General features: G+C 65.4%; 7 protein-coding genes. 4 read left to right on the forward strand and 3 right to left on the reverse strand.

Going from position 1 to position 9,273, the window contains the following annotated elements:
* On the reverse strand, window positions 1-575 hold a 575-nt coding region (locus RMP10_RS05830; RefSeq protein ID WP_310569438.1), incomplete at its 3' end, for a M48 family metallopeptidase.
* Between the two features lie 286 nt (window positions 576-861).
* Entirely contained in the window at window positions 862-2,031 is a 1,170-nt protein-coding gene (locus tag RMP10_RS05835; RefSeq protein WP_310569439.1) for a PLP-dependent aspartate aminotransferase family protein, read from the reverse strand.
* A 131-nt stretch (window positions 2,032-2,162) separates the two neighbouring features.
* Here RMP10_RS05835 and RMP10_RS05840 point away from each other — a divergent pair, with 131 nt between their 5' ends.
* Window positions 2,163-3,284 carry an HD domain-containing phosphohydrolase gene (locus RMP10_RS05840; protein ID WP_310569440.1) on the forward strand — a complete coding sequence of 374 codons (1,122 nt, stop codon included), beginning with the start codon at window positions 2,163-2,165 and terminating at the stop codon, window positions 3,282-3,284.
* On the opposite strand, the gene RMP10_RS05845 is transcribed toward RMP10_RS05840, so the two are convergent.
* A complete protein-coding gene (locus tag RMP10_RS05845; RefSeq protein ID WP_310569441.1) occupies window positions 3,281-4,105 on the reverse strand; it encodes a hypothetical protein in 825 nt (274 codons plus the stop codon). The genes RMP10_RS05840 and RMP10_RS05845 overlap by 4 nt on opposite strands.
* Before the next feature lie 198 nt (window positions 4,106-4,303).
* Here RMP10_RS05845 and glmM point away from each other — a divergent pair, with 198 nt between their 5' ends.
* The 3 genes from glmM to RMP10_RS05860 are packed head-to-tail and all read left to right on the forward strand — an operon-like array spanning window position 4,304 to window position 9,169.
* Window positions 4,304-5,674: a phosphoglucosamine mutase gene (gene glmM / locus RMP10_RS05850; RefSeq protein ID WP_310569442.1), complete on the forward strand. Its 1,371-nt coding sequence runs from the start codon at window positions 4,304-4,306 to the stop codon at window positions 5,672-5,674.
* 13 nt (window positions 5,675-5,687) lie between these two features.
* On the forward strand, window positions 5,688-7,514 hold the full coding sequence (gene glmS / locus RMP10_RS05855; protein WP_309672223.1) for a glutamine--fructose-6-phosphate transaminase (isomerizing): 1,827 nt from the start codon (window positions 5,688-5,690) through the stop codon (window positions 7,512-7,514).
* Between the two features lie 38 nt (window positions 7,515-7,552).
* Window positions 7,553-9,169, forward strand: coding sequence for a peptide chain release factor 3 (locus tag RMP10_RS05860; protein ID WP_309672224.1), 1,617 nt, complete (start codon window positions 7,553-7,555; stop codon window positions 9,167-9,169).
* Window positions 9,170-9,273: the final 104 nt, after the last annotated feature.

Here is a 9,273-nt window from a genome sequence, read left to right on the forward strand (position 1 = left end):
GCACTGCCCTCGCTCTCGTATTCCGCCGCCTGCTGCAGGAACGCATCGAGGTCGCCGTCGTCGGCACCGCCCGCCAGCTTGAAGAAGCTGCGCATCGCCAGCGTCGTGTCCTGCACGGCGAGCAGCGCCGCGCGGTCGCAGCTCAGTTCCGCCTTGCGGCTCCACTCCAGCAACGCGAGGTGGAAGGGCGCGAACGCTAGCCCGGCAAGGAACGGCAGCGCACTGAAGCCGACCATGCTGACGATGATCGCGATGGTGCGATACACCATGTGGCCGCTCGCGATGTGCCCCACTTCGTGCGCCAGCACGAAGCGCTGCTCGTCCTCCGTCAGCAGCTCCATCGTCTCGGTGTTGACCACGATGAACGGCCGCTCGAACCCGACCGCGGTGGCGTTGACGGTCGGCGACAGCGTCACGTAGAGATCCGGAATCTCCGACACGTCGAGTGCCGCGCACGCCTCGCGCAGCAGCGCGTGCAACCGCGCATGCTGCGTGGGCCCGGTGCGCACCGCATTCGCCAGGAAGAGATGCCGCAGGCCGCGCTCGCCGAAGAAGCCGGCCACCTTGCGCACCACGTCGTCGAACCCCGGGATCGCGCGCAGGGTGTGAAGCGCCGCGCGATCGGCCGGATGCTCCCAGGACGTCGATGCGATCTGGGGAAGCGGGGTCACAACCATGACGAACCTCGTCGCTCGGGGATGCTCGATGAACGGCCGCCAATGCCGGCAGGCCGCAGTGAAGACGGACGCGGAGCGCTCCGAGACTCGGGAGGGCAGGGAGCCATTCGCTGCGAACCGTCGCACCGGATGGACCCCCTACGCATGGAGGCGCGCCGCAGTGTCACCCGTCACGGCGACGGGGTCAGAGCCCGTGGAGCGCCTGCTCCAGGTCACCAAGCAGATCGGCAGCGTCCTCGACGCCCACCGATAGGCGAACCAGTCCCTCCGTAATGCCCAACTCCGCCCGCCGGTCCGCCTCCACCGATGCATGCGTCATGCTGGCCGGATGACTGATCAGACTTTCGACCCCGCCCAGGGACTCGGCGAGGCTGAACAGGCGCACCCGGTCGAGCATCGTCTTGACGCGCTCACGCGTGCCCAGCTCGATCGAGATCATGCCGCCGAAGCCGCTCATCTGCCGCGCCGCCAGCGCATGCTGCGGATGCGATTCCAGCCCCGCGTAGAGCACCCGCTCATGGCCGAGTCGCGTGGCCAGCCAGCCGGCGACCTCGCGGCCGTTCGCGTCGTGCGCCTTCATGCGGATGGCGAGCGTCTTGGTGCCGCGCAGACAGAGCCAGGCGTCGAAGGGGCCGGGCACGGCGCCCGCCGCATTGAGGATGAACTGCAGGCGAGTCGCGAGCTCCTCGTTCGATGTGACCGCGATGCCGCCGATCATGTCGCTGTGGCCATTCAGATACTTCGTGCTGGAATGCCAGACGATGTCCGCGCCCGTCTCGAGCGGACGCTGGAAGATCGGCGTCGCGAAGGTGTTGTCCACGATCAGTAGCGCCTGGTGTCGCTTGGCGATGTCGCTCATGGCGGCCAGGTCAGTGAGTCGCATCAGGGGGTTCGTCGGCGTCTCCACGAGCAGTGCTCGGGTGGACGGCGTCATCGCATCGGCCACCCGCTGCGGATCATCCGTATCCACGTAAGTGAACGACAAGCCAAAATGACGCAGGATTCGATCGAACAGACGGAACGTGCCACCGTACACGTTCTCGCCGCACACGATGTGATCGCCGGCGCGGAACAGCTTCATGATCGAGTCGAGGCAGCCCATACCGCTGCTGAACGCGAACCCGTGCGTGCCGCCCTCGAGCGTCGCGACGTTCCGTTCGAGCGCCTGTCGGGTGGGATTCTTCCCCCGGGCGTATTCGTACCCCTTGTTGACGCCGATGCTTTCCTGCACGTAGGTGGACGTGAGGTAGAGCGGCGTCATGATGGCGCCCGACACCGGGTCGGGGCGCTGGCCAGCGTGGATGGCGCGAGTGGCCATGCCACCCGTGAGGTCTTCGTCGTAAATGCGCGTCATGGGCTCCGTGTGGTCCGAGGCGAACTTGGGGCGGAAGCTACTGTCGCGACCGAGCGTCGGCGAGTTGTGCCGCTCGGATTCCGTCGCGATGCACGGCCACGTCCCACCGCACTGCAGCCTCAGGCCGTTGTATGGCCCACGCTGCCGCGCGATCCGAAGCCGGCGGCCTGATGCGCTTTGCCAGTGCCCTCGCCGGCGCGCCGCGCCGCTGCCTGATCGTGGACGACGAAACCTCCATGCGCTCGGTGGTCCGTCGTCTGATGCAGGCAGAAGGCTTCGAATGCCTCGAAGCGAGCTGTGGCGCGGATGCGCTCGAGGTGCAGGCGGCCACGCCGTCGCCGCTGGTGCTCTCGGACTTTCATATGCCCGGGATGGACGGCGCGCAGCTGCTCACGCAGATCCGCTCGCGCTGGCCCGAGACGGCGGTGGTCATGATCACCGCCGTGTCCGATGTCGATCTGGCGGTGCGTTGCCTCGATGCCGGTGCGCTCGACTACCTCACCAAGCCCTTTGCGATCGAGGAGCTTCGCGCCCGAGTGGTGCAAGCGCTCGAGAAGCGCCGTCTGCTCATCGAGAATCAGGCGTATCGGTCTGACCTCGAGGCACGTGTCGCGCTCCAGGCGCGCAAGTACGAAGAGCTATTCCTCGCGGCCCTGCAGTCGCTGGCGGAAGCGCTCGAAGTGAAGGACTCCTACACGTGGGGGCACTCCACGCGCGTGAGTCGCTATGCGATGGCGATTGCGCGCGAACTGCACGTCGCACCGGCGTTGCTCCACGAGCTCGAGCTGGGTAGCCGCTTGCACGACATCGGTAAGATCGGCGTGCGCGAATCGGTGCTGAACAAAGCGGGACCCCTCACGGATGCCGAGTATGCGCACGTCATGGAGCATCCGGTCATCGGGTGGCGACTGCTGGCGCCGCTGTTGGGCGACATGCCGCACGCGTTGGCGGTGGTGCGCTCACATCATGAGCGATTCGACGGCTACGGTACTCCCGACACGTTGCGTGGTCACGAGATCCCGCTCGAGGCGCGGATCACGGCGGTGGCCGATTCCTTCGACGCCATGACCAGCGGCCGCCCGTATCGCGATGGCATGCACGTCGAGGACGCCGTGACGGAGTTGAGGCGCTGTGCCGGATCGCAGTTCGATCCGACGTGCGTGGCCGCCTTCGAGCGGGCGCTGGCCAGCGGTGCGATCCCGCATCCTGATCGCAGCGTACAACGGCAGACCCGCCTGCAGGTCGTGGCTTAAGCGAGCACCAGATGTCCGTCGCGTAGCCGTTGCACGGCAGTCTCCGCATGGACCGCCGTGCTACGCATTCCGGTCGCGGTGTTCCATCGGCCCGCCACCAGCGAGACACCCTCGCGTTCGATCGCTCGACACACATCGTCCACCGACGTCGGCGACAGCATGGTGACGCGACCGCCGGCCAGGAGCGGCGCGAACAGGCCCACTGCGAGTGCGTCGATATCCTCGCTGAGCCGCACGGTCAGCACATGGTCCACCGGCGTGAGGAGCAAGTCGGTGACGGCGGTTCTGGCGGCAGCAATCAGCTCACGGTGCGAACGGTTGAGGCGCTGCCGGGATGGCTGATACGCTACGAGGCACTCCTCGTCGCGCCCTTCCGTGGCCGTATCACCCTCCAGCGAGAGCCCGTGGTGTGATCCCAGGTCCACGTCGTGCGTGCGGCCGGGCACGATCACGCGTGCCTGGCGCGGCGCGTCATCGAGCAGCACCACGGGCATGCCCTCAGGAAGCCGCGCGGCCAGCGCCTCAAGCGTGAAGACAGTCCCCACGTTGGCGTCGGCCAGCTGCCACGCGATCGCGTCGGGCGACTCACCAATGTTGAGCAGCAGGGCGCCGCGCCCATCGGATGCCGCCAGCGCCACCAGAAGGGCGGGGCCGTCGGGCACAAAAATGGCAGATCGCTTGCCTGTCAATGCCCGGACCAGCGCGGCCGATCGCGGCAGGAGCGTGAGTCCGGCGGCCACGAGTTGCGACGCCTCAAAGGCGCCAAGACGACCGCCGCCAGCGGCGATCGCGAGGGGAAGCAGGGCGAGCGGATCGGACATGTGCGAAGAGACTAGCGCACTGTGGGGGCCTGTGCCACCGCCGTAACGGGAGCCGACCTTGGATCGTCTACCGGCGGGACTCCGTCGGGACTCTGTGCTGTGCGGATGCGTCAGCGTTCATGCACGTGTTGGCCGGAAGCGGGTCTGCCTCTAGCTTTCGGGATTACCCGAAAACACGCCGATTTACCGAGGAATCCGATGGCTTTTGAAGGGCTGATGGTGAGTGTGTCCGGTGTGCGCGGACGTGTCGGATACGGACTGACGCCTGAAGTCGTGGCGACATTCGCTGCCGCCTTCGGGGCCTGGGCTGCACGACACGGCGGACGCACGATCGTCGTGGGGCGTGACAGTCGTGTCTCCGGACCGATGTTCACGCGCATCGTGCATGGCGCCTTGGAGTCGGTCGGCTGCACGGTGATCGACATCGGCATGGCACCCACCCCCACCATTCAGCTGGCGGTCGAACATCACCATGCTGCCGGCGGCCTTGGCATCACGGCCAGCCACAACCCGATCGAGTGGAACGCCCTCAAGTTCATCGGTCCGTCTGGGCTCTTCCTGTCGGCCGACGAAGGCGCTGAAATGCGGGCCCTGATGGAGAGCGGCATCCCGCGCGCCACGTGGGACGCACTCGGCGAGATCGTGCACGACACCGAGGCGGTCCAGCGTCACATCGATCAGGTGCTGGCGCTGCCATACCTCGACGTAGCTGGCATCAGGGCCCGTCGTTTTCGCGTGGCGCTCGACTGCTGCCGCGGCGCCGGGGGCGTGATCATGCCGCAGCTCCTCACCGAGTTGGGCTGTGAGGTGTATGCGATCAACATGGAGGCCGACGGACAGTTTCACCGTCCGCCGGAGCCAGTGGCCGAAAACCTCGGTGAGTTGGCGGCACTGGTGAAGGCGACCGAAGCCGATATCGGGTTCGCGACCGACCCCGACGTGGATCGCCTCGCGCTCGTGCTCGACAACGGCATTGCACCGGGCGAGGACTACACGCTCGCGCTGGCGGCCCGTACCGTGTTGCGGCATCGTCCCGGACCGGTGGTGACCAACCTTTCCACCAGCAAGGTGGTGGCCGACGTCGCCCGCGACGCGGGCGTGCCCTTCCATTTCGCCAAAGTGGGAGAAGTGAACGTGGCGATGACCATGCGTGATCTGGGCGCGACGATCGGTGGAGAAGGTAATGGCGGCGTCATCCTTCCGGAAATGCACTTGGGGCGGGACGCGCCCGTCGGCGCGGCGCTCTTGTTGCAATTGATGCTGGAGGAAGCTCGACCGTTGTCCGCCGTGATCGCCGAGCGGCCGAAGTACGTGATCGTGAAGGACAAGCTGGATCGTCCAGAGGCACCGCTCGACGCTGTATATGTGGCCCTGCGTGCGGCGTTTCCCGACGCAGTGGCCGATACTCAGGATGGACTCCGATTGGACTGGCCCGACCGCTGGGTGCACCTGCGCCCGTCGGGAACCGAACCAATCGTGCGCGTGATTGCGGAAGGTCCAACCGAGCAGGACGCGCGCACGTTGATCATGCAGGCCCGGGAGCCGCTGTCGGCTCTCGGATCACTCTAGACCTCGAACGACCATGTGCGGAATCGTCGGCTACGTTGGTGATCGGATCGCGACCCCCATGCTGCTCGAAGGGCTGAAGCGCCTCGAGTATCGTGGGTATGACTCGGCGGGCGTCGCCATCATGAACGGCAAGGGTGTCGAAACGCGCCGTGCGGCGGGCAAGATCGCGCGGCTCGAAGCGGCGATCGCGATCGATCCGCCGCTCGGGACCATGGGCATCGCGCATACCCGGTGGGCTACGCACGGACCGCCAACCGAAATCAATGCACACCCGCACGCGAGCCAGAACGGCAAGATTGCGGTCGTGCACAATGGCATCATCGAGAACGCCACCGCGCTCAAGGCGGGACTGGAAGCGCGCGGCTTTGTGTTCAAGTCGGACACCGACACCGAAGTGCTCGCCCACCTCATCGAGGCGGCGTATGCCGGCAACCTCGAAGCGGCCGTGATCGAAGCGCTGCGCCAGTGTGACGGCACCTATGGACTGGCGGCGATCACGAGTGACGAGAAGGACAAGATCGTGGCCGCTCGCAAGGGTAGTCCGCTGCTGATCGGCGTCGGTGAAGGCGAGTACTTCATCGCATCCGATGCCTCAGCGATTCTGGCACATACGCGCAATGTGGTGTATCTCGACGACGGTGACATCGCGGTCGTGACTCGCGATGGCTACAAGGTGATGGACCTCGATTCCGCGATCCGCGACAAGCCGGTGACGCGCATCGAGTGGGACTTGCAGCAGATCGAGCGTGGCGGCTATCCGCACTTCATGCTGAAGGAAATTTTCGAGCAGCCGACCACGGTGGAGAACACCATGCGTGGCCGTCTGATTCTCGAGGAGGGGTTCTCCAAGCTCGGTGGTCTGAACATCTCGAAGGAAGACCTGCTCAAGGTCGACAACATCATCATCACCGCCTGCGGCACGAGCTGGCACTCGGCGCTCATCGGCGAAATGATGATCGAAGAACTCTGCCGTATCCCGGTGGAAGTGGAGTACGCGTCGGAATTCCGCTATCGCAATCCGATCGTCACGCCGACCACGCTGTGCATCGTGATCTCCCAGTCGGGAGAAACGGCGGACACGCTCGCCGCCATGCGCGAAGCGAAGCGTCGTGGCGCCCGCACACTCGGACTCGTGAACGTGGTCGGCTCCACGATCGCGCGCGAAGATGATGGCGGTATTTATCTGCACGCCGGGCCGGAAATCGGTGTGGCGTCGACCAAGGCGTTTACGAGCCAGGTCGTGGCGTTGGCGCTGTTCACGCTCAAGCTCGCGCGCCTCAAGAATCTGAGCGTGGCCCGCGGCCGCGAGATTGCGCAGGCGCTGGCCGACTTGCCGGCGCAGATCCAGTCGATTCTGGATCGCGCACCGGAAATCGAGGAGCTGGCCGAAGAATTCAAGCGCGCGTCCAATTTCCTGTACCTCGGACGTGGCTACAACTTCCCGGCCGCGCTCGAAGGCGCGCTCAAGCTGAAGGAAATCTCGTATATCCACGCCGAGGGCTATCCGGCGGCCGAGATGAAGCACGGGCCCATCGCGCTCATCGACGAGATGATGCCGGTGGTGTGCATCGCCCCGCACGACGCGGTGTTCGACAAGATCACGTCGAACATTCAGGAGGTGAAGGCGCGCAAAGGCAAGATCATCGCGATCACCACCCGCGAAGAGCCGTCGCTGGCCGGCAAGCTCGATTACGAGTTCCGGATCCCCGAAACGGTCGATCTGCTCACGCCGATCCTGGCCAGCGTGCCGCTGCAGTTGCTTGCGTACTACATCGCGGTCAAGCGTGGCTGCAACGTCGACCAGCCGCGGAACTTGGCCAAGTCGGTGACGGTGGAGTAACTGTTTCGGATACCCCCCACGGGCGCTTAGCTTTCGGGATGACTGACGCTGTCTCCCCCGAAGTCGCCGCTGAGCGCCTCACGCACGAAATCTCCCGTCGCCGGACTTTTGCGATCATTTCGCACCCTGACGCCGGGAAGACCACGCTCACCGAAAAGCTGCTGCTGTACGGCGGCGCCATCCATCTGGCCGGCTCGGTGAAGGCGCGGCGGGCCACACGGCACGCCACGTCCGACTGGATGAAGCTGGAGCAGGAACGCGGCATTTCCGTCACCAGCTCCGTGCTGCAATTCGAGTACCTCGGCTATCAGCTCAATCTGCTGGATACGCCGGGCCACGAAGACTTCTCGGAAGACACCTACCGTACTTTGGTCGCGGCCGACTGCGCCATCATGCTGCTCGACAACCGGCGTGGCGTGGAAGAGCGCACACGGCAGCTGTTCGAGGTGTGCAAGCGGCGTCGCACGCCGATTTTTACACTCGTCAACAAGTGCGACCGCCACGGCGAAGATCCGCTCAAGCTGATTCAGGATGTCGAAGCCGATCTCGGCATCGACTGCTTCGCGGCCACATGGCCGGTGTTCGACAACGACATCTTCGTGGGTGTGTACGACCGCCTCAAGCGCGAAGTGCATTTGTTCGAGCGCAGCGGGGACCGCGGCGCGACGCGCGCTGACGACACCATCGTGAGTATCGACGACGTGGCGCTCATCGAGACCATGGGCGAGAGCGCATTCGATCGTCTCATGACCGATATCGACCTGCTCGATGCAGCCGGCCACACGTACGACCACGACCGCGTGATCGACGGGTCGCTCACACCGGTGTTTTTTGGCTCCGCACTCACGAACTTCGGCATCGAGCCGTTCCTGCGCGAGTTTCTCGAATTGGCGCCTGCGCCGGGGCCGCGTGAGACGAACACCGGCAACGTGGATCCGGAGAGCACCGATTTCACGGGCTTCGTGTTCAAGATCCAGGCGAACATGGATCCCAAGCACCGCGATCGCGTCGCGTTCGTGCGCATCGTGTCCGGCCACTTCGAAGCGAACATGCAGGTGCTGCATCAGCGCAGCGGAAAGCCGATTCGCCTGGCCGCGCCGCAGCAGTTCATGGCGCGTGATCGCGTCAGCATCGAAGAAGCGTGGCCCGGCGATGTGATCGGCATCATGGACCGCGGCAATCTGCGCATCGGGGACACGCTCGGGGGCGACGGCAAGCTGGAGTTCCAGGGCATCCCTCGTTTCCCACCCGAGCACTTCGCCCGCGCCATCCCGGCCGACCCGCTCAAGCGCAAGCAGTTCGACAGCGGCTTGCGTCAGCTCACCGAAGAGGGGGCGGCGCAGGTGTTCTTCGCCGAAACATCGGCGGGTTCACAGCCCATCGTGGGTGCGGTGGGTCAGCTGCAGTTCGACGTGATGGCGTTCCGCCTCGAGCACGAGTACGCGGCGCCCTGCAAGTTCGAAAAGATGACATACCGTTGGCCACGTTGGATCACCGGCCCGAAGGCCGACGTCGAGCGGGTGGCCACGGGGCAGGGGCGACTCAAACTATTCGACCACAAGGGCCATGTCGTCGTGCTCTTCTCGGACGCGTGGGCGCTGCGCCGCGCCTTGCAGCACGAGACGAGCGTGGTCTTTCACGAGACTGCGCCGTAGCACGGTTGGCCACGGGCGCACGCGGTGTGACTTCACACCGGAAGTAGGCGCCGTGGTGAACGTGTGTGCGACAAACGGAAGTGCCGCTTCGATGATATCCGAAG

It is taken from the genome of Gemmatimonas sp. (assembly GCF_031426495.1).
Lineage (GTDB): Bacteria > Gemmatimonadota > Gemmatimonadetes > Gemmatimonadales > Gemmatimonadaceae > Gemmatimonas.